The organism is Lancefieldella parvula (assembly GCF_963547875.1).
GTDB lineage: Bacteria > Actinomycetota > Coriobacteriia > Coriobacteriales > Atopobiaceae > Lancefieldella > Lancefieldella parvula_D.
The window spans coordinates 1-19,574 of record NZ_CAUUSI010000018.1; the positions used below are offsets into that span (position 1 = coordinate 1).

A 19,574-nucleotide genomic window follows, 5' to 3' on the forward strand; every position below is an offset into this window, starting at 1 on the left:
CAAACATTGTTGTTAAGCTTCCTATCTGCGCAGAGAGTCTTGCTGCTACCCATCAGCTTGCTTCTGAGGGAATTCGCGTCAACATGACGCTGATTTTCTCGGCACCTCAGGCTCTTCTTGCGGCAAATGCTGGCGCCCGTTATATTTCTCCATTTGTTGGTCGCTTTGATGACATCGGCGAGGACGGCATTGAGCAGCTGGGAACCGTTGTTTCTTGCATTGAGAACTATGCATGGGATAAAAACGTTGATCACACCGTAGAGATTATTACGGCTTCTGTCCGTACGCCAAACCACGTAACACAGGCAGCTCTGCTTGGTGCTGACATTGCAACCGTTCCATTTGGTGCTCTAAAGAAGTGCCTGAAGCACCCTCTGACCGACGCCGGTCTTAAGTCTTTTGAGGCAGACTGGGAAAAGGTTAAGGCTCAGCAATAAATAGTGATTGTGGTACGCCCAGCTTAGGTTGGGCGTACTTGTTTTGAGAGGATGAGAATGGGAACATCTGCATTACCCGAGCGCAACCTCACCGATGATGAGCTTAAGCTTGCAGCTAATACGCTGAGGCGCGATGTCATTGACATGCTCGAGAAAAGCAAGTCAGGTCATCCCGGCGGCTCTCTCAGTGCGGCAGATATTGTGGCTACACTGTTCTTCTCGGGAGTTATGAAGTACAACCACAACAACCCAGAGGACCATACCGAGGATAGGTTCTTCCTGTCCAAGGGTCACGTGGCTCCTGTGCTGTATGCTGCGTACCACCTGCTTGATTGGCTCCATGACGAGGATATGGTTACCCTCCGTCAGCTTGGTAGCCGACTGCAGGGTCACCCAGATTGCCACGCATGTCCTGGTATTGAGGTTTGCTCTGGCTCTCTTGGCCAGGGTCTCTCGGTAGCTGCAGGATGCGCTCTGGGACTTTCTATGGACGCTCTGGCAAGCGGCGAGCGCACCAAGAAGGTATTTGTCCTTCTGGGCGATGGCGAGCTGCAGGAGGGCTCTAACTGGGAGGCATGCATGTTTGCTGCTCACCAGAAGCTGGATAACCTCATTGCCATTGTGGACCTCAACAATCTGCAGATTGACGGCCACGTAACTGACGTGTGCTCTCTTGGCGATATTGACGAGAAGTTCCGTTCCTTTGGCTGGAACGTACTGCGTGTTAACGGTCACGAGGTCACTGAGGTGCGTCAGGCCCTTCTCGCCGCACGAGATGGTCGCGAGGCAGGAAACACCGCGCCTACCGTGGTCATTTGCCAGACCGTCAAGGGTAAGGGCGTTTCGTTTATGGAGGACAAGGCTTCCTGGCACGGAAACGCTCCTTCGGCTGAGCAGGCTGACCTTGCGCGAGAAGAACTTGATGCAGCAAGGGAGCTTCTTTTGATTGATCTTCAGGGTGAAGGTAAGGAGGTTGCCAATGTCTAGAGCAACTCGTGAGGCATATGGTCAGACTCTTGTTGAGCTGGTAAACGAGGGTCACGACATCGTTGCTGTTGACGCAGACCTTGCTGGCTCCACCAAGCTAGCCGACCTCCAGAAGGCCTTTCCACAGCGTATGGTTGACGTGGGAATTGCCGAGCAGAACATGGTTGGCGTTGCATCAGGACTTTCGCTTACCGGACGCACCGTGTTTACCGGCTCGTTTGCTGTGTTTGCAACCGGTCGCGCTTACGATCAGATTAGAAACACCGTCTGCGATTCCGGCCTTAACGTGAAGATTTGTCCTACGCACGCAGGTATTACGGTAGGAGAGGACGGCGCTACCCACCAGTCCCTTGAGGACATTGGCATGATGCGCGCTCTGCCTCAGATGCGCGTGCTTGTTCCTGCAGATTACAACGCTACCAAGGCAGCCCTCAGGCTTGCTGCCGAGGCTGATGGCCCCTTCTACGTGCGCATGGGTCGCCACAAGGTTGCCGATATCTATGACGAGTCCTTCAAGGGCGGCCTGCCTTTTGCAAACGTTCTGCGTGAGGGCACAGACGTTACGATTGCTGCCTGCGGTGTTGAAGTTGCTCAGGCACTTGCCGCAGCAGATTTGCTGGCAGAGGAAAAGATCTCTGCCGAGGTCATTGACGTGTTCTCCATCAAGCCTTTGGACGAAGAAGTTATTTTGGCATCTGCCGAGAAGACCCGTCATGTGGTAACCGTTGAGGAGCACAACGTGGCAACAGGCCTTGGAGCTGCAGTTGCCGAGCTTCTGGCTGAGCAGCTGCCCACGCCAATGCGCTTTGCTGGTATGCGTACCTTTGGTACGTCCGCTCCTGGTGACGTGCTGCTTTCGCACTTTGGCCTGGACGCCGAAGGTATTGCCGCTCGCGTCAGGGAGTTTCTGCTTTCGTAGCCTTTGTCATATTTTGATGGTGCAAGCGATTAAAGACGGGATGAAATTTGAAAGGAAACTCTTTAGGAGAGACTATTTATTCTCTTCGTCATAGTAAGGGATTGACGCAGGAGCAGCTTGCAGAGGGTATTTGCTCCCCGGTTTCTCTTTCAAGAATTGAAAATGGCCGCCAGATGCCCTCCAAAGTAATTCTCGACGCATTGTTAAGCAGACTTGGGGCGAGTACCTATCAACTTTGTGACGTTTTTTATCAAAGTGATTGCCAACGTAGCTTTAATGAGATTACAAGACGAGCAAGTCTGCTTATAGAAGCAGGTAAAATCCAACAAGGCCTATCCTTGCTGGAGGGCTTGAGTGAAAATGATGCATCTCATGCATTGGAGCGGCAGTCAGTTTTACTTATACAGGCAGCTGCACAACTCAAGCAGAACAAGAATCCTGAAGATTCATACGTCAAGTTACGTGAGGCTTTGGAGCTTACAAAGCCTCATATTGACCTATCTGATTTTCGACATGAACTTTTATCTCCTATTGAAGCTGAAATAATCGGTTTGATGGTTGTGGCACTTCAGCAAAAGGAAGCTCGTATTGAGGCTATTCGAGTGGGAGAAGAACTTGCAAGAAACCTTTCCGATCAGCAATCAAGCAGCAATGACTTTACGATTGTCCGCATCAACCTTGAAGTTAATATATCTTCCTGCTTGGATCTTGAGGGAAGGTTTGAAGAAGCTGCTCAGCATGCGTATCTGGCAAGAGATTTGAGTATTGAAAGCCATGAGCAGATACTTTTACCGGTGATTTTTTATTTGATTGGTCGGTCTGAATTCCGGAGTGGAAATACTGACAAGGCGCTTTCAATAATGCAGACGATTATTCCGTATATGGAACTTATTGGCCAACATGATAATGCGGAAATGGTGCGCGCTTTTGTTGAAGAGAATCTAAGCACTCAAAATTAAACCTAGGTGCTTAAAACCAAGTCTAAGCGTTCAGAGACAGTGAGCAAGGCAGCCTACATTTTTCATTACCAAAAGTTAAAATTTTTACGTGCCATGTTTATTATTTTGATACTTTGCATGGATACTTAACATTTGAGGTAATACAAGAATTGTCACGAGATGTTATGGATAGTCTCCTCTTCTTTCGAGATGATGTATTCATCAAAAAGAGGGGGAGGCGATACATATGACCATCATTGTTATTGTAGTCAAGCACTAAAAGTGCGGGATAGATACCTCTTTTAGATTTATTAAAAGAGGTATCTATCATTTTGTGATGGTCATTTAGATGATTTTCTGCGATTGGAATGGAATGAAAAATATAAAGCACCTTTTAAAGAATGTCGGCAAACGAAACGTGATTATTTTTGTACTAGTACAAATTGTAAGTTCTTGTGTCGTTGCCGGCGTGGCTCTTTTACTGAGCTCACTTCTCAATACGGTTTCTGAAGTCATTATTTCAGGAGATATTGCTCGGTTACTTGCATTTATAGGCTTGTGCTGTATATATGCTATAGCAACCGGTATCCTTCTTATACTACAGGGATATGTGCGCGCCCGCCTGGTTCGCGACACCGTAATTAAGATGAGAAATTCTGCCGTGAAGGCTTATTTGCGGAGAAAAGATGCTGTAAATATGAATGAAAACAGTGCTGAGTTTTTTTCTCTTTTAAGTCAGAATATGGATACTATTGAAAAAGATTGGCTTGGCGGACTGCTTGATGCATTTGCTTCGTGCTGCGAAATTACTATTGCAAGCCTCTTACTTTTGTATATAAATCCAATAGTGGCAGTTATTTCGATACTTGTTATGGCAATTCCAACAATCATTCCCGGAGTATTTACAAAACAACTTACTCATTGCCAAGAAGAGATCGTAAAAAATACGGTGTCGTATAACGGACAGATTCGTGATATATCGCTTGGATTTGATGTCATCAGGTCATTTCATAAAGAAAATAACTTTACAAATCGTCACTTACTGGTTGCGCAGCAGTTGGAAGGTAAGAAGGCACATTTATCTGAAGTTACATCTCTTATATCTGGGTTTGTTACAGCAATCTCAGTTTCATCTCAATTCATTATTATGGGTATAACGGGTATTTTCGCAGTGCAAGGATTTGTTTCTCTTGGTAGCGTTGTGGCTGTGACCCAGCTGTCCGGTCAGGTAATTGCGCCCGCTTCAACATTTGCTTCATTGCTTGGCAAAGTTAAAGCGGCCTATCCGGTTTTGAAAGCGGTTATATGCGACGATGAAGAAACTCCGTTTGACAATAAGGAACGGCACTATGATGTAGAGCATGAAATTGAGTTAAAAAATGTTACCTATAAGTATCCTGATTCAATTTCCGGAGTGTCTAAAATATCTGCGTGCTTTAAGGCTGGGAGGAAGTATGCGATTATCGGAAAAAGCGGGAGTGGAAAGAGCACGCTTTTAAAACTGATTTCAGGCCAGATAGAACCTCAGAGTGGAGATATTCTGATTGACGGTTCAAAAGATATTTTATGTGATCCGGCAATGATTCACCAAAATGTGTATTTGTTTGACGATACGCTAAAAAATAACATTACGCTGGGAAGTTCGTATTCGAGTGAGCAAATCGGTGAAGTTATTAAAAAGTCTGGTCTCTCAGAGGTAGTTGCAGCTCTTCCAAAAGGACTTGACACTCCAGTGGAAGAGAACGGAAAGCGCTTCTCCGGAGGTGAAAGACAGAGGATTGCTATTGCGCGAGCCTTACTGTATGGAAAGAAGTTACTGCTTGTTGATGAAGCTACGTCTGCATTGGACACACGCATGGCTACTGAGGTCGAGAATAACCTGCTTAGTCTAAGCGGAGTTACCATGATTGAGGTAACTCATCATCTCAATGTTGCACAACAATCAAAGTATGATGCCGTATTTGAAATGACTCCAAGCGGGTTTGTAGAGATAAAACAATAGTAGGAGCTCAATACGTTGAGGAGCACAACGTGGCAACAGGCCTTGGAGCTGCAGTTGCCGAGCTTCTGGCCGAGCAGCTGCCCACGCCAATGCGCTTTGCTGGCATGCGTACCTTTGGCACCTCCGCTCCTGGTGACGTGCTGCTTTCGCACTTTGGCCTGGACGCCGAGGGCATTGCTGCTCGCGTCAGGGAGTTTCTGCTCTCGTAGCCGCGCTCAGCTCGCTGCAATGGCAACGCTACAGGTCAGCGGCGCGTGCGGGCGCAACGACGGCAACGCTGCAGGTCAGCGCCGTGTGCGGGCGGTTCGCAGGTTGCAAGTGATTTCAACCCGGTATCTATTTCGTGTGGATACCGGGTTTCTTGTGCGGAAACGCTGCTAGTGGACGGGGTTCTCGCCAGGTGGGCGGTGCGAGTCCGGGTCGCGCGCACCGCGCGACCGCAACGCGCCGGGGCGAGCCTAATACGGACAGGAGTGCGCCTGATTTTCTCGCCATGTCTGAACGATTTGCCGGAAAAGTGCACCATATCTGAGCTATTTGCCGGTTTTTCTCGCCATGTCTGAGTAAATTTACTCAGACATGATGCAGCTTTTAGGCTCAAAATTCAGGGCCACGTAGTCTATCTTTTAGCCGCCTGATTTCATCAAAGAATCTGTAACTTTTGCCTAAAAATGTAAAAGAAACTGTGGATTTGCCTGATTTCTGCAAAGAATCGGTGTTGCAAATACAGATTCTTTGCACTTTTCAGGCGCGCGATGGTGAGAAGAGCACTTGACGAGAAACCCGTGCGCTCGCGTGGGACTTGCGGCACTTCTCGGCATGAAAAAGGCCTGGTACCGTGTGGTACCAGGCCTTTGTTTGTTGCATGTTAGCTCATTGAGTGAGCCGAAGCCGTGCTAGCTAGCACTTTGAGCTGCGGCTACGCAGTCGAAGCCGGATTAACCGAGGTGCTTGGTGATGGAAGCAGCTGCTACCTTACCAGCGCCCATTGCCAGAATGACGGTTGCAGCACCAGTTACGATGTCGCCGCCAGCCCAGATGCGAGGATCGGAAGTGCGGCCCTCTTCGTCGGCCTCAATGTAGCCCCACTTGTTGAGCTTGATGTCGCCGATCATCTTTGCGAATGGGTTAGCGTTAGTGCCGATTGCAGAAATTGCAACGTCGCAAGGAATGTCCTCGATAGCACCCTCGATAGGTACTGGACGACGACGTCCATCAGCGTCAGGCTCGCCGAGCTCCATCTTCTGGACGCGAACTGCGCAAACAGCGCCGTCCTCGCCAGCGACAAACTCGAGAGGGGAAACGAGAGGAAGTACCTCAACGCCCTCAGCCTTTGCGTGGTGCAGCTCTGCACGACGAGCAGGCATCTCTTCCTCAGTACGACGGTAAGCAATAATTGCGCGCTCAGCGCCAAGACGCTTAGCAGTACGGACAGCATCCATAGCAACGTTGCCGCCACCAAAGACAACGACGTTCTTGCCGTGCTTGGTTGGGGTATCGTACTCAGGGAAGTTGTTAGCCTTCATGAGGTTAACGCGGGTGAGGTACTCGTTTGCAAAGAAGACGTTAGGCAGGTTCTCGCCAGGGATGTTGAGAAGCTTTGGAAGGCCAGCGCCTGTAGCAATATAGATTGCGTCAAAGCCCTGCTCAAAGAGCTCTTCAGCATCGGTGATACGACCGACAACAGAGTTGAACTCAAACTTAACGCCCAGCTCCTGAAGGCCGTCAATCTCGCGCTTAACAACAGCCTTTGGAAGACGGAACTCAGGAATACCGTAGACCAGAACGCCGCCGCCGGTGAAGAATGCCTCAAAGACGGTAACGTCAAAGCCGTTACGAGCAAGCTCGCCAGCGCAAGCAATTCCGGAAGGACCGGAGCCTACAACTGCAACCTTCTTGCCGTTCTTTGGAGCGATTGCTGGCTTGGAAGCAAGCTCAGGCTGATCGCCAAGGAAGCGCTCGAGCTGACCAATAGCAACTGGTTCGCTGCGCTTACCCATGATGCAGACGCCCTCGCACTGGTTCTCCTGTGGGCAAACACGACCACAAACTGCAGGAAGCATGGAGGACTCACGGATGATATCAAGACCGCGACCAAACTCCTCTGCACGGATAGCCTCGATGAAGCGAGGAATGTTGATGTTTACAGGGCAACCCTGAACGCACAGTGGATTCTTACAATCCAGGCAGCGGTTTGCCTCTGCAATTGCCATCTCTTTAGTGAAACCCTTGTCGACAGGGCGGAAGTCTTGTGCGCGCTCTGCAGCTGGCTCTTCGTTGTCAGCTGTACGAGGTGCCTTGACGTTTGGAATGTAGCGACCGTTTACCTGTGGCATGCGCACCTCGTCTCCTCGTAAGCCTTGATGGACTGGCCTTCCTCGGTGAGGTAGGCTGCCTGACGTGCGCGAAGGTCGTTCCAGTCAACCTTGGTTGCGTCAAAGTCAGGACCGTCAACACAAGCAAACTTGGTCTCGCCGCCAACCTCAACACGGCAGCAACCGCACATACCAGTGCCGTCAACCATGATTGGGTTCAGGGAAGCGATGATAGGTGTGTCGTACTTCTCGGCAGTGAGAGTGGAGAACTTCATCATTGGAACTGGGCCAACGCAGAATACGCGGTCGACCTGCTTGTCCTGCAGAAGACGCTCGAGAGGTGCAGTTACAACGCCCTTCTCGCCAAGAGAACCGTCATCTGTGGTGATGTGGATGTGATTGTCGTCCAGAATGGAACGGAACTGATCCTCAAGCAGCAGCAGCTCTTTGGTACGAGCGCCCATGATTGCGTGGACCTCGCGGCCAGCTGCTACGAGCTGACGAGCAACAGGGAAAGCGATAGCCAGGCCAACGCCGCCACCGATAACTGCCCATTTGCCCTCGCCCATCTCGGTAGGCTCACCCAGAGGACCAGTGACGTCCTGCAGGAAATCACCAACCTCGTAGGTAGAAAGCATCCTGGTGGTCTTGCCGATTACCATGAAGATAAACTCGACCCAACCCTCCTCAGGATTCCAATCCGCAAAGGTAAATGGAACGCGCTCGCCACACTCATTTGCGCGAACCATCAGGAACTGACCAGCATGTGCATGCTTGGCCATCTGTGGTGCCTCGATGCGGAACTTGAAGACCTTCTCGGAGAACTGAGTCTTTTCGAGGATCTTATACATTCAGCGGTACTCCTCTCCTAACACAACAAAACTGCGAGTGAGTTGACGCGCCGCACTACAGCGTGCCTTCTGGCGAGAAGACAGTGGCAGGTGACGCATGTATCTCACGCATACGAGGTCTGGGTAACCCCGTATTCGCAAACAACATACCTATTGTACTATTTGCGCATGATTCAAGGCATGAGTAATTCATGAATGAGCATAAATATTTCGTAGAATGTTTTGCCTGCTAGCTGCGGAGGGTGGGCGAGAAGATCGGTGGACTCGCGATGTGACGACACGTGGCGACGGCACGGGGCGAAGTGCGGCGGAGCGCGGTGACCGTTAGCTGCGGAGGAACTGCTCTATCTGATCGGCGGCCGCCTGAGCAGTGACCAGGAAGTCTTCCAGGTTGTTTCCTTTGAGCTCGCGCAGAACATAGTCTGCCACCGGCATCTTTCCAGGAGGGCGACCGATGCCAAACTGCAGGCGCATAAAATCCCTGGTTTGGAGCTTGTTGGCGATGGAACGCAGGCCGTTATGCGAGTTGAGGCCGCCGCCTTCCTTGAAGTTGAGTTGGCCCTCTGCGAGGTCAACCTCGTCGTGAATAACAAGAATTTGCGCAGGTTGAAGGTGGTGTGCACGAGCAAGTTTGGAGAGGGGACCACCGCTGGTGTTCATGAAGTCCTTGGGTTTGGCCAGGAGTACACGGCGTTTCTCGCCAGATGCGGCTCCGGGAGCTGCGGGAAGAGTGATCTCCGCGACCTGGCAGCCCGCTTCGTTTTTCCAGTACGAAACGCCGTGGCGCTCGGCAAGGGCATCGACGACGGCAAAACCAGCATTGTGCCTGGTGCGCGCGTATTTCTCGCCAGGATTTCCCAGGCCCGCTACAAGCACAATTTTGTTACCGTGCATTAAATGCTCCTTCAGATTGCATTACGGACGATTATGATGGTAAGGGAAAATGACCAGTTCGACCAGCGTGAACTGAGCTCGCGGTTGATAGCCTAGCGGCGGCGCGCGGCGAACAGCGATCGGCGTGCGGCGAACAGCGTGCGGGACATGTGTCGTTCAATCGAGGTGCGGAGGCAAAATGAAGAAGATTCTGGTTACCGGATTTGAGCCTTTTGGCGGCGAGAAAATCAATCCTGCTTGGGAGGCCGTGAAGGCGCTCCCCGAGACTATTGGCGACGCACAGGTGATAAAACTGCACGTACCTGTCGAGTTTGGCGTTGGTGCTCAGAAAGTTATCGACACGCTTGAAGCGGAACGCCCCGAGATTGTACTTTGCGTTGGCCAAGCGGGTGGAAGAAGCAAGATTACGCCCGAGTTTGTGGGCATCAACTGGGCTCACGCGCGAATCCCCGACAACGCGGGCAAGCAGCCGCTCTCGCAGCGCATCATCGACGGCGCTCCCGACGCGTATTTTGCGTCACTGCCGGTAAACGCCATGGTTGCCGCCATGAACCAGGCGGAGATCCCCGCGGCGGTCTCGTACACTGCGGGAACGTACGTCTGCAACGACGTCATGTATCAGGTCCTTCACGCGCTGGCCACGAGATTCCCGGAGACTCGCGGTACGTTTCTGCACGTACCGTTCGCAACAGAGCAGGTTGTCGAGAAAAACGCTGCAGCTGCCGAGAAGGGCGCCGCCGAGAAGGCTGGCACTGCAGGTGAGAAGGACACTGCGGGCGAGAAGACCCGCCAGGTTCCAAGCATGTCGCTGGAGATGATGACTCGCGGACTGCAGGTTGCGCTGGAAGCGGCGCTTGCAAACGACGTTGACCTCGCGGATTCCGAAAGCGGAACGACCTGCTAGATTGCGTGCCGCATACAGTGCGCCTGCAAGTGCACGGGTTTCTCGCCGGGCGCGAGGTGTGCGGGGTTCGTGGGGCGCTGCGAGCGCACCGGGTTTCTCGCCAGGCGCGCCTGAAAAGTGTAAAGAATCTGTATTTGAGACACAGATTCTTTGAGAAAAACCGGCAAATTCACAGTTTCTTTTACACTTTTAGGCAAAAATTACAGATTCTTTGATGAAATCAGGCACGTGAAAGATAGACTACGTGGCCCTAAATTTTGAGCCTGAAAACTGCATCATGTCTGAGTAAATTTACTCAGACATGGCGAGAAAAACAGGCAAATCGCTCAGACATGGCGTACTTTTCCGGCAAATCGTTCAGACTTGACGAGAAAATCAGGCTCGCATGAGACTCGCCCCCGCGCGACCCGGGCTCGCGCCGCTCGCCTGGCGAGAAACCCCGTCCACTCCCAGCGTTTCCGCACAAGAAACCCGGTATCCACACGAAATGGATACCGGGTTGAAATCACTTGCGACCTGCGCTCGCGCTCGCGTGCGGCGCTGACCTGCGGGATTACAGGTTGAAGTCGCCGCCGAAGATGTCGGAGACTGGACGGTCGGTGTAGACAGCGTAGATTGCCTCGGCAAGCTCGTTTGCAATGGTAATCGTCTTGATCTTGGAGCCTTCCTGGTTTGCTGCTGGGCAAGGAATTGCGTCGGTGACCACGCACTCCTCGATAGGAGAGTTGTTGAGACGCTCAATTGCAGGGCCAGAGAAGATACCGTGGGTTGCGCAGACGTAGATATCACCTGCACCCATTTCCTTCAGCTTAACAACGGATGCGCAAAGCGTACCTGCGGTATCAATCATATCGTCGTTAACGATGCAGGTCTTGCCCTTGATGTCGCCAATGATGCCCATAACAGCACTTTCGTTATGGCGGGGACGGCTCTTGTGTGCAATAGCAAGGCCACAGTCAAGGTAATCAGAGAGCTTCTTAGCAGCCTTTGCGCGACCCATATCGGGGGAGACAACAACGGTATTCTCCCAGTCAAATGGCTTGTTCTTAAAGTAATCGCCCAGAAGGTAGAGAGCAGTCAGGTGAGAAACAGGAATGTCAAAGAAGCCCTGGATCTGGCCTTGGTGCAGGTCAAGTGTGATGACGCGGTCAACGCCAGCTTTCTCAAGCAGGTTTGCTATTAGGCGAGCGGTAATGGGCTCGCGAGCAGCGGCTTTGCGGTCCTGACGAGCATATGCGTAGTGAGGGATAACCACGGTAAAGCTGTTGGCAGAGGCGCGCTTTGCGGCGTCGGCAACAATCAGTGTTTCCATAACCAGGTCGTTGACGTTGACACCTGCCAAAGACTGAATGAAGAAGACCTCGTCGCCGCGGACAGACTCGTCAAAGCGAGCGTAAATTTCTCCGTTAGCAAACTTCTCGAGGAGAAGACCTTGTAGCTCTAGGTGAAGAATGTCTGCAACTTTACGAGCCAGTTCAGGGTTGCCTGTACCGGTGTAGAGCTTGATGTTTCTAGCAACTAATAGCGGATCACTCAGGTTCTCGAACATCTAGTCCTCTTTCTCAAGCTTGTGACGCCTCTGGGCGGCGTATCCCTCAACAATTTTCTGCTCAGAGCGCTCGAGTGCAAGCGCGTCTGCTGGTACATCCTTTGTGATGCACGAACTTGCCCCCACAAGTGCGCCATCACCAATTGAGACAGGTGCCACCATCATGGTATCGGATCCAACAAAGACGTTGTTGCCGATGCGTGTCTTGAACTTGTGGTAACCGTCGTAATTGCATGTAATTGAACCTGCGCCAATGTTGACGCCGGAGCCCATGGTAGTGTCACCAATGTAGGAGAGGTGAGGTACCTTGGAGCCCTCGCCGATAGTTGAATTTTTGATCTCAACGTGGGTGCCTGCTTTGGCGTGAGGCATAAGGTGTGTGCCTGGACGCAAGTAAGCGCGAGGACCGCAGGTAGCAAAGTCGTCTACCTGTGCGTTGATAGCTACAGTCTCATCGACAACAGCGTCGTTGCCAACAAGCGTATCGGTCAGACGAGTGTTAGGACCTACCACGCAATTCTCGCCAATTGAGGTCTTGCCGTAGAGCATAGTCTGCGGGAGAACCTCGGTGTCCATACCAAGCGTGACCTCGGGGCCAATCCAGACGGAGGTTGGGTCCAGCATGGTGACGCCCTGGCTCATCCAGTGCTCGTTGATGCGCTCCTGCATGATGCGGGTGGCAACGGCAAGCTCGGAGCGGGAATTGACGCCCAGCGCCTCTTTGTAGTCGTCAACGTGGACGGCAGCAACAGGCTCGCCCTGGCTGACGTAAAGGCCCACCATGTCGGTAATGTAGTACTCGCCCTGCACGTTGTCATTGCCGAGAAGATCGATGTTTGCGGTCAGCCTTCCGCCACAGAAGCAGTACACGCCAACGTTGCACTCACGCTCTTGCTCATGCTGCTCAGGCGTGGCGTCTTTGTGCTCAACAATGGCAATTACCTGGCCGTTAGAAGAAATGACGCGACCATATCCAGTTGGATCTGGGGGCGTCATGGTGAGTACCGTACATGCGTTGTGGTGAGCTTTAGTTTCTGCGACAAGGTCGAGAATAGACTGTGCGCGCAACAGAGATGCGTCACCGTTGATAACAACAACGGGTCCCTTGAAGCCACCAAGAGCATCCTTTACAACCTTGACGGCGTGGCCGGTGCCAAGACGCTCGGTCTGGGCAACATACTCAAGGTTAGGGAAGCAAGAAAGTGCAGATTTAACCTCGTCAGCGTGGTTACCAACAACCACAATGACGCGGTCAGCGCCAGCAGTAATTGCGGCGTTGACACTCCACCAAACAAGGGGTTTATCAAGTAATTTGTGCACAATCTTAGGGTGGTGGGACTTCATGCGCGTTCCCTCACCTGCAGCGAGGACAATCGCAGTAAGTGGCATACGTAAGCCTCCAAAGTACTTCGTATTACTCGATACGAGTGCGTCCCTACACAAAAGTTGCGTAAAAAATGGCTGGGGTAGTAGGATTCGAACCCACATTCCAGGCACCAAAAACCCGTGTCCTAACCGTTGGACGATACCCCAATGTAATCACTACGTTGGTTTTGTCCGCAACCCTATTAAGTGTATCAGCTTAGCGAGGCAAATGCTCCACAAATTGCATCAAGAACAAGAACTGCTAAAGTCTGCGCGTCTGCGGTAGTAAACGAGCCGTCTACGTTTGTTCCTTCTGGCAGCACAATCTTGATAGGGGAGCCCGTTGCATCAGCAGACTCAATGGCAGTGCGCAGTCTTGCTGGCAGCGTCTCGTTTTCTTCCATAGAAACAGAGCCAATACCAACCTGTCCGCGGGCGGGCATGCTTGGGGCATAAGCTGTGGTCAGAACCAAAATAGTGGCTGCATCAGTAGGGGAATCGGCGCGATCAATCATAGTCATGCCGCTTGCCTCAGTAGTTGCCTTAGAAAGGTTATAGACGCGAGCAGCTACGTTTCTAGAGATAGGATCTTCTCCCGTAATAGCAATGCAGGTGGTTTCAAGAACGTTGGCTGCGCGAGCAAAGCCCATAGGACCCTGTGGGTGAGGGCCTTTTGCCTGCTTGCCGGACCAAACGTGACGAAGACGCTCAATAGCGTCAAGGGTATCCTGAAACGCCATGCCATCAGCAAGTTCGCCGACGCTTTCCTGGAAGAGCTTAACGGCAGCCTCGGTGTGAACACCGTAATGGCCATCAACTTTTCCGCACGAGAAACCCAAGATGTTGAGACGCTCTTGCAGCTGACGCACGTCATTGCCGTGGAAGTTAGGAAGACGAAGGTAGAGAGTTCTGTCTCCTAGCTCATAGCCCTCATCGACCATGATTGCCCAGGTAGAGGCATCTACTTCTTCTCCAAGAGAAAGGTCATGGTCAAGCCTAAAGCGCGCAACGGCGCGAGCAGTTGACTTGCCAAAGGTGTGGCTTTGGCGCTCATCGTCTTCGATGGTGTAGCCAAGCTTTACGAGGCGTTCCTGAATGTCTTCAACGGCAGCACCAGTGCTACCAGGAGTAATAGGATCCATAATTACCTTTCTCGGTTCACAAAGAAGTCTGCCATAGACAAAAGTGTGTCGCGAGCGTCTTCAGTAAGTATCACGTTTTCAAGCACGTGCTTTGCCTCATCGACTAAGGCAAGAGCGTGCGCGCGGACAAATTTTATCGCATTAGCGCTTTCCATAAGCTCCACAGCGCGCTGAAGCTTCAAAGTATCGCCTGTATGCGCAGAAAGTATGGAGACAAGCTCTGTCTTTTCTGCTGGGCCAAGATGCTCAAGTGCGTAGACCACCGCGAGCGTGCGCTTGCCCTCAGTGACGTCTGACCTAAAGTCTTTGCCTTGTATTTCGGCATTTCCTACCAGGTTGAGAAGATCGTCTTGCAGCTGGAAGGCAAGGCCAACCTTGAGACCAAAATCTTTGAGTGCATCAAGCGTCTTCTGGTCGGCGCCGCCAATGAGCGCGCCCAGTACCAGGGGATATGCTGCGGAGTAGTAGGCGGTCTTGGAGAGCGCCATAAAAAGGTACTGCTCAGAGGTTACATCCCAGCGCTCGTTTTGAGCCCAGCCAAGATCAAGCGCCTGGCCCTCAAGGGTGTGCTCCTGCATGGCGAGAAGGGCGTCGATAACGCGAACTTTAAGCTGGTCAGAGAGGTGGTCGGCCACGGTAACGCGTCTGACAACATTGACCAGGGCAGAATCACCAACATTGATGGCAAGTCCGGTACCAAGTGTCTTGTAGAGGCACTTCTCGCCACGGCGCAGCTCTGATTTATCTGCGATGTCATCGTGGATAAGGGCCGCCGACTGGAAGTCCTCGATGGCGCAGGCTACGGGCAGAGCAGCTTCTGCCGAGCCTCCAACTGCCTCGGTGCCCAGGCAGCAGAGGACCGGACGCACGCGCTTGCCGCCGCCCGCGCTGAAGTGAGCGAGTGGCTGGTAGAGGTAGGTGTTCAGGTCCGCGCGGGTGCGCTCCGAGGGCGTTGCCGCTCCGGGCGTCGTCGCTGCCGCGGGCGAGGACGCTGTTGCGAGCGTTGCCGAGGGCGTTGCCGCTGCCGCGGGTGTTGCCGCGGGGAGACCGCGCATAATCTCTGCCTCGACGGCAGGGAGCTTTTGTGTGAGGTAGTCGGCGAAGTTCACGGAAATCCTAGCCGCGATAACCGTCTGGATTCATCGACTGCCACTTCCAGGAATCGCGGCACATGTCGGCAAGGTTGTACTGAGCCTTCCAGCCAAGCATGTCAGCAGCTTTCTGGCAGTCAGCGTAGTTGGTTGCAACGTCACCTGCGCGACGAGGCTCAATAACGTAAGGAATCTCTTTGCCACAAGCCTTTGAGAAAGCCTTGATAACGTCAAGTACCGAGCTACCGGTGCCAGTGCCCAGGTTGAAGATTTCAACGCCCGTGCGACCGGCCATCCATTTAAGTGCAGCTACGTGGCCGGAGCCAAGGTCGCAGACGTGGATGTAGTCGCGAACGCCCGTGCCATCTGGGGTGTTGTAGTCGTCACCAAAGACGTGAACAGCCTCGCGCTTGCCTACGGCAACCTGAGCCACATAAGGAACCAGGTTGTTTGGAATACCTGCAGGATCTTCTCCGATGAGGCCGGACTGGTGAGCGCCAATAGGATTAAAGTATCTAAGCAGGACAACGTTCCACTCTGGATCTGCGGTGTGAACATCGGCGAGAATCTGCTCAATCATCCATTTAGTCCAGCCATAAGGGTTGGTCGCGTTCTTCTTGGGGCTTTGCTCGGTCAGAGGAAGGCTATCTGGGTCTCCATAAACGGTTGCAGAGCTCGAGAAAATAATTGACTTGCAACCATGGTTTCTCATGACATCAAGAAGGGTGAGGGTATTGCCCAGGTTGTTTGTGTAGTACTCAATGGGCTTGGTGACGGACTCGCCAACAGCCTTGAAGCCAGCAAAGTGAATGACAAAGTTAATGGCGTGCTCGTCAAAGATGTGGTTGAGTGCATCTGCATCGTTGACGTCTGCCTCGTAGAACGAAAGGCGCTTAGCGTTTTCTTCTCCCACTATGGTTTTGATGCGATCGATAACCTTTGCCGAAGCATTGGAAAGGTCATCAACAATTACGGCCTCGTAGCCGGAATTGAGCAGTTCAACAACGGTGTGGCTGCCAATAAAGCCCGCGCCACCGGTGACAAGTACGCAGGAATTTTGTGGAATCAGAGCGTCAGACATATCAATCCTTTCGTGGACTTATATCGTCATAAGTATACGGCTTTTCTGCGTAGCGTTGTGCGGTACGAGCACACGGGTTTCTCGCCAGGTGCTGCTGCGGGCGCGCGGGGAGCGCGCGGGTTTCTCGGCAGGCGGGCCCTTCTGCCATTGCGCGCCTTTCTTGCCAGGTGCGCCTAAAAAGTGCAAAGATTCTGTATTTGAGGCACCGATTCTTTAACAAAATCAGGCAAATCCACAGATTCTTTTACATTCTTAGGCAGAAGTTACAGATTCTTTAAAGAAATCAGGCGCGTTCTAACGGGGTAGCTGTCTCCAAATTTGCGAGCCTGAAAACTGCATCATGTCTGAGTAAAACAGCTCAGACATGGTGAGAAAAACCGGCAAATAGCTCAGACTTGGCGCGCTTTTCAGGCAAATCGTTCAGACTTGGCGAGAAAATCAGGCTCGTATCAGGCGCACTCCCAGCTCGTCCCGGGTTCGTCCCAGTTCGCACCGCCCGCCTGGCGAGAAACCCGTCCACTCCCAGCATTTCCGCACAAGAAACCCGGTATCCACACGAAGTAGATACCGGGTTGAAATCGCTTTGCGACCCGAACGCGTCGCTGACCTGCGGGTTTGCCTTGGCTGCGCGGCGCTGACCTGCAGCGTTGCCGTCGCTGCACTCCCACCTTACTTGAAGTACTCGACGCCGCCCTCAATCAGAGGCTGGAACTGGTCGCCAGCAGTGAGCTCGGGGATGTTCTTGTAGAGGCCCGCACCGGAGCGCTCCGTGTGACCCATCTTGCCCAGGACACGACCATCGGGGCTGGTAATGCCCTCGATAGCCAGGACGGAGCCGTTAGGGTTAACGGAGAAGTCCATGCTTGGAGTGCCTGTTGCGTCAACGTACTGCGTTGCAATCTGGCCGTTGGCCTTGAGCGTCTCAAGCAGCTCGTCGGAGGCAACAAAGCGACCTTCTCCGTGGCTGATTGCAATGGTGTGGATGTCGCCAAGTGCGCACTTGGAGAGCCATGGCGACATCGTGGATGCAACGCTGGTACGGACAAGCTGGCTCTGGTGGCGGCCGATGGTGTTGAACGTCAGCGTTGGGCAGGTGTCATCCATGGGTCGGATATCGCCGTAAGGAACAAGGCCCAGCTTGATGAGTGCCTGGAAGCCGTTGCAGATGCCCAGCATAAGGCCATCGCGCTGCTGCAGAAGCTCGCGAACAGCCTCGGTTACCTGAGGTGCGCGGAAGAGGGCGCAGATGAACTTAGCAGATCCGTCTGGCTCGTCTCCGCCGGAGAAACCGCCTGGAATCATGACAATTTGGCTCTTCTTGATGGACTCTGCCAGCGCATTTGCGGACTCAACAATGTCCTGAGGTGTCAGGTTGTTAATGACCAGCGTGGTTGGGTCAGCGCCCGCACGCTCAAAGGCGCGCGCAACATCGTACTCACAGTTGTTACCTGGGAATACGGGGATGATGACGCGTGGGCGAGCAGGTGCGATAAGGGCTGGACCAGCATAGGAGTGCCGTGTGGATGCACCGTCGAAGCTGATTTTCTCTACAGCCTCGTCGGAGCCTCCGCGGTAGGGGAAGACCTCCTCAAGTGGGCGCTCCCATGCTTCCTGGAGCTCGGAGAGGTCGATCTTCTCGCCACACGCGCTGAAAGCGTACTCGGACGTGGTGACGCCCAGAGGAGCCACGCATACGCCGTCGACGTCGTCAACGGATACGCCGTCTGCCAGCTCAACGATGAAGGCACCGTAGGTTGGCGAGAAGAGCGCGTCGGCAGAAATCTCTGGGACCAGCTCAACGCCCAGCTTGTTGCCCAGGCAGCTCTTGAAGAGAGCCTCGGCCACGCCGCCGTAACCTGGCGTGGTAATGGCGAGTGCGCTCTTGGACTGGACCAGGGTGCTGACCAGCTTGTATGCGGTGAGCAGGGACTCGTTATCGGGGAGAAGGCCGCTCTCGTCGTAGGACGGGACAATGGAGATAAGCCTGTGACCTGCACCCTTGAACTCGTTGGAGACAATCTTGTCTACCTTGGTAAGGCCGGTAGCAAACGAAACCAGCGTTGGTGGAACGTCCAGGTCCTCAAAGGTGCCGGACATGGAGTCCTTGCCGCCGACAGCTGCAAGACCAAGGTTGACCTGTGCCATCAGTGCGCCAAGAAGGGCCGCTGCTGGCTTGCCCCAACGGTTTGGATTCTGACCGAGCTTCTCGAAGTACTCCTGGAAGGTGAGGTAGAGGTCCTGGTACTTAAAGCCGGTAGCAACCAGCTTGGAAACGGACTCAACAACAGAGAGGTAGGCGCCGCGGAATTGGTCGGCTTCCATGAGGTAGGGGTTAAAGCCCCAGGCCATGCCCGAGACCGTATTGGTCTGGCCCATAACAGGAAGCTTGGCCACCATTGAAAGGGCAGGGGTCAGCTGGCGAGCGCCACCGAATGGCATAAGGACGGTACCTGCGCCAATGGTAGAGTCAAAGCGCTCGGAGAGACCCTTGTTGGATGCAACGTTTAGATCGCGTACCAGCGAGTGGAGTTTCTCGCCAAGAGTTGTGCCTGCCCAGGTACGCTGGTAGGCAAGAGGCTTGGCCAGGCGCACGGTGATTGATTTAGGTGCGCCGTTTGAGGCGAGAAATGCGCGGCTGATGTTGACAATCTTCTGACCGCGCCAACGCATGACCAGACGAGGATCCTCGGTGACCGTTGCCACAATGGTTGCCTCGAGGTTTTCTTCGCGGGCGTATGCGCAGAACTGCTCGACGTCTTTTGCCTCAAGCGCAACGGCCATGCGCTCCTGAGACTCGGAGATTGCCAGCTCAGTGCCATCAAGGCCGTCGTACTTCTTAGGAACAGCATCCAGGTTGACGTCAAGGCCGTCAGCAAGCTCGCCAATAGCAACAGAGACACCGCCTGCACCAAAGTCGTTGCAGCGCTTGATGAGCTTGCAAGCGTCTTCACGGCGGAAGAGGCGCTGAAGCTTGCGCTCAACAGGGGCGTTGCCCTTCTGGACCTCGGCTCCGTCGCGCTCAATGGAGCCAGCGTCGTGGGCCTTTGAAGAGCCGGTTGCGCCGCCAATGCCGTCACGTCCCGTGCGACCGCCGAGAAG

The 19,574-nt window shown here is 53.1% G+C and carries 16 protein-coding genes and 1 tRNA gene; 7 read left to right on the forward strand and 10 right to left on the reverse strand.

All coding sequences use genetic code 11. The annotated features are described in order from the left end of the window. From RWJ96_RS06035 to RWJ96_RS06060, 6 genes are all read left to right on the forward strand, one after another. A partial coding sequence (locus RWJ96_RS06035) for a transaldolase family protein (RefSeq protein WP_314019475.1) occupies positions 1-437 on the forward strand: 437 nt, incomplete at its 5' end. Between the two features lie 57 nt (positions 438-494). Beyond that, the gene (locus RWJ96_RS06040) at positions 495-1,424 is read left to right on the forward strand and encodes a transketolase (RefSeq protein WP_314019476.1); all 930 of its coding nucleotides are present in this window, start codon (positions 495-497) and stop codon (positions 1,422-1,424) included. Next, on the forward strand, positions 1,417-2,343 hold the full coding sequence (locus RWJ96_RS06045; protein WP_035432763.1) for a transketolase family protein: 927 nt from the start codon (positions 1,417-1,419) through the stop codon (positions 2,341-2,343). The genes RWJ96_RS06040 and RWJ96_RS06045 overlap by 8 nt, the downstream gene beginning before the upstream one ends. A gap of 47 nt (positions 2,344-2,390) precedes the next feature. Next, the gene (locus tag RWJ96_RS06050; protein WP_314019477.1) at positions 2,391-3,302 is read left to right on the forward strand and encodes a helix-turn-helix transcriptional regulator; all 912 of its coding nucleotides are present in this window, start codon (positions 2,391-2,393) and stop codon (positions 3,300-3,302) included. Between the two features lie 352 nt (positions 3,303-3,654). After that, positions 3,655-5,283 carry an ABC transporter ATP-binding protein gene (locus tag RWJ96_RS06055; RefSeq protein WP_314019478.1) on the forward strand — a complete coding sequence of 543 codons (1,629 nt, stop codon included), beginning with the start codon at positions 3,655-3,657 and terminating at the stop codon, positions 5,281-5,283. Next, complete coding sequence (locus tag RWJ96_RS06060; RefSeq protein WP_314019492.1) at positions 5,280-5,492, forward strand: transketolase C-terminal domain-containing protein; 213 nt, start codon at positions 5,280-5,282, stop codon at positions 5,490-5,492. Before RWJ96_RS06055 ends, RWJ96_RS06060 begins: the two co-directional genes overlap by 4 nt. Positions 5,493-6,221: 729 nt before the next feature. Here RWJ96_RS06060 and gltA read toward each other — a convergent pair. The 3 genes from gltA to pth form a co-directional block, all read right to left on the reverse strand. Further along, on the reverse strand, positions 6,222-7,619 hold the full coding sequence (gene gltA / locus RWJ96_RS06065) for an NADPH-dependent glutamate synthase (RefSeq protein WP_314019480.1): 1,398 nt from the start codon (positions 7,617-7,619) through the stop codon (positions 6,222-6,224). Further along, on the reverse strand, positions 7,607-8,449 hold the full coding sequence (locus tag RWJ96_RS06070; protein WP_314019482.1) for a sulfide/dihydroorotate dehydrogenase-like FAD/NAD-binding protein: 843 nt from the start codon (positions 8,447-8,449) through the stop codon (positions 7,607-7,609). Before RWJ96_RS06070 ends, gltA begins: the two co-directional genes overlap by 13 nt. A gap of 324 nt (positions 8,450-8,773) precedes the next feature. Then, positions 8,774-9,343, reverse strand: a complete 570-nt coding sequence (gene pth, locus RWJ96_RS06075; protein ID WP_314019483.1) for an aminoacyl-tRNA hydrolase — start codon at positions 9,341-9,343, stop codon at positions 8,774-8,776. Between the two features lie 178 nt (positions 9,344-9,521). On the opposite strand from pth, the gene pcp reads away from it, so the two are divergent. Further along, entirely contained in the window at positions 9,522-10,247 is a 726-nt protein-coding gene (pcp, locus tag RWJ96_RS06080) for a pyroglutamyl-peptidase I (RefSeq protein ID WP_314019484.1), read from the forward strand. A gap of 553 nt (positions 10,248-10,800) precedes the next feature. Here the strand turns inward: pcp and RWJ96_RS06085 are convergent. The 7 genes from RWJ96_RS06085 to RWJ96_RS06115 form a co-directional block, all read right to left on the reverse strand. Beyond that, positions 10,801-11,796: a ribose-phosphate pyrophosphokinase gene (locus RWJ96_RS06085; RefSeq protein ID WP_314019486.1), complete on the reverse strand. Its 996-nt coding sequence runs from the start codon at positions 11,794-11,796 to the stop codon at positions 10,801-10,803. Continuing rightward, positions 11,797-13,185, reverse strand: a complete 1,389-nt coding sequence (gene glmU, locus RWJ96_RS06090; RefSeq protein ID WP_314019488.1) for a bifunctional UDP-N-acetylglucosamine diphosphorylase/glucosamine-1-phosphate N-acetyltransferase GlmU — start codon at positions 13,183-13,185, stop codon at positions 11,797-11,799. Positions 13,186-13,254: 69 nt separating this feature from the next. Next, positions 13,255-13,329 (reverse strand) — tRNA-Gln (locus RWJ96_RS06095). 44 nt (positions 13,330-13,373) lie between these two features. Further along, positions 13,374-14,303 (reverse strand): peptidoglycan-binding protein, encoded by a 930-nt coding sequence (locus tag RWJ96_RS06100; RefSeq protein ID WP_035427969.1) that lies wholly within the window; start codon positions 14,301-14,303, stop codon positions 13,374-13,376. 2 nt (positions 14,304-14,305) lie between these two features. Beyond that, positions 14,306-15,412 carry a polyprenyl synthetase family protein gene (locus RWJ96_RS06105; protein WP_314019489.1) on the reverse strand — a complete coding sequence of 369 codons (1,107 nt, stop codon included), beginning with the start codon at positions 15,410-15,412 and terminating at the stop codon, positions 14,306-14,308. Positions 15,413-15,419: 7 nt separating this feature from the next. Beyond that, entirely contained in the window at positions 15,420-16,475 is a 1,056-nt protein-coding gene (gene galE, locus RWJ96_RS06110) for a UDP-glucose 4-epimerase GalE (protein WP_314019490.1), read from the reverse strand. Between the two features lie 669 nt (positions 16,476-17,144). Beyond that, a partial coding sequence (locus tag RWJ96_RS06115) for a phosphoribosylformylglycinamidine synthase (RefSeq protein WP_314019491.1) occupies positions 17,145-19,574 on the reverse strand: 2,430 nt, incomplete at its 5' end.

What these genes read in the sequence shown, in the direction of transcription:
- RWJ96_RS06040 (WP_314019476.1), top strand. Translation starts at nt 495, where the DNA reads ATGGGAACATCTGCATTACCCGAGCGCAACCTCACCGATGATGAGCTT.
- RWJ96_RS06045 (WP_035432763.1), top strand. Translation starts at nt 1,417, where the DNA reads ATGTCTAGAGCAACTCGTGAGGCATATGGTCAGACTCTTGTTGAGCTG.
- RWJ96_RS06055 (WP_314019478.1), top strand. Translation starts at nt 3,655, where the DNA reads ATGAAAAATATAAAGCACCTTTTAAAGAATGTCGGCAAACGAAACGTG.
- gltA (WP_314019480.1), bottom strand. Translation starts at nt 7,619, where the DNA reads ATGCCACAGGTAAACGGTCGCTACATTCCAAACGTCAAGGCACCTCGT.
- RWJ96_RS06070 (WP_314019482.1), bottom strand. Translation starts at nt 8,449, where the DNA reads ATGTATAAGATCCTCGAAAAGACTCAGTTCTCCGAGAAGGTCTTCAAG.
- pth (WP_314019483.1), bottom strand. Translation starts at nt 9,343, where the DNA reads ATGCACGGTAACAAAATTGTGCTTGTAGCGGGCCTGGGAAATCCTGGC.
- pcp (WP_314019484.1), top strand. Translation starts at nt 9,522, where the DNA reads ATGAAGAAGATTCTGGTTACCGGATTTGAGCCTTTTGGCGGCGAGAAA.
- RWJ96_RS06085 (WP_314019486.1), bottom strand. Translation starts at nt 11,796, where the DNA reads ATGTTCGAGAACCTGAGTGATCCGCTATTAGTTGCTAGAAACATCAAG.
- glmU (WP_314019488.1), bottom strand. Translation starts at nt 13,185, where the DNA reads ATGCCACTTACTGCGATTGTCCTCGCTGCAGGTGAGGGAACGCGCATG.
- RWJ96_RS06100 (WP_035427969.1), bottom strand. Translation starts at nt 14,303, where the DNA reads ATGGATCCTATTACTCCTGGTAGCACTGGTGCTGCCGTTGAAGACATT.
- galE (WP_314019490.1), bottom strand. Translation starts at nt 16,475, where the DNA reads ATGTCTGACGCTCTGATTCCACAAAATTCCTGCGTACTTGTCACCGGT.